Annotated in this window: 1 pseudogene; it reads right to left on the reverse strand. The window is 73.1% G+C overall.

The features are described from left to right. Nucleotides 1-990, reverse strand: a pseudogene (locus NVV99_RS26290) (helicase); the annotation flags it as partial.

A 990-nucleotide genomic window follows, 5' to 3' on the forward strand; every position in this document is an offset into this window, starting at 1 on the left:
CGATGTTCGCCCGTGCCCGGGCCTTCGCCCCGCTGGGGACGAGCACCTCGGTTCCGAGGGCGAAGTCCTGCACCGCCGCGGCTGGGGCGGCAGGGCGGGCCACCGCGGCGTCGGCACCGTGTTCGGCGGCCGGCGCGCTTTCCTCGAGGCCGGTCTCCGCGACCATCTCGGGCGCGGTCGGCTGGTCCGCGGCCGCGGTGGCCGGTAGCTCGCTGCTGGCTGCGGCGGTGTACTTGGCGGCGGCGGTGCGGGAAACCCAGATGTGTGCGCCGGATTTCTTACGGACGCGCACCAGCTGGCGCTTGTCCCGCCACAGGGGACTCGACAGCGGCTCGCCGTACTCGGTCTCGGGAACAACCAGCTCGTCGGTGTCCACAGCCGGGGTCCTGGGCGCCGCCTCATCGGTCGAGGCGGCAGCCTCCGGCTCGACGGTCGCCGCCGGAGGGGTCGCGGCGGGCGCGGCAGGTTCTTCCTGCTCCAGAACCGGCTCGGGGGCCGGATCGGTGATCGGCCTGGCGTGGCCGACCATCAGGTGTTCGGTGAGCACCCACGAGGTTGCGGACGTCTCGAGGGCAGGGTCGGTGACGGTCGGGGTCGACGGCTCGGTGGGAGCGGGGTCGACCTCGTCGAAGATCACCGCGCCTGCGTCGTCGATCGCAGGCGCTACGACTCGGGGGGACGGCGGTTCGGCCTCCTCGCGCTGCGGTTCTGCTCCCGCGTCGACATCGGCCTCGGCCTGTGGGCCGATCTCGGCGGTGTTCTGCGGGTCGAGCTGCTCGCCGTCGTGTTCGGCGGCGAGCACGGTGCGGGCTTCGGCGATCGCGTCCCGCAGGGTCAGCTCGGGTCGGGGCCGGCCGTCGACGGTGGTGATGCGTTCTTTGCTGCCCGGTGTCCGCCCCAAGCGGATCGTCACGTGCCGGCCGTCCGGGTCGCCGATGACCACATCTCCGGCCCCGGCGAAGGTCAGATCGGCCGGGGTGAGGCTGTAGA

The sequence above is a fragment of the Rhodococcus sp. PAE-6 genome (assembly GCF_025290685.1).
GTDB classification, from domain to species: domain Bacteria; phylum Actinomycetota; class Actinomycetes; order Mycobacteriales; family Mycobacteriaceae; genus Rhodococcus; species Rhodococcus pyridinivorans.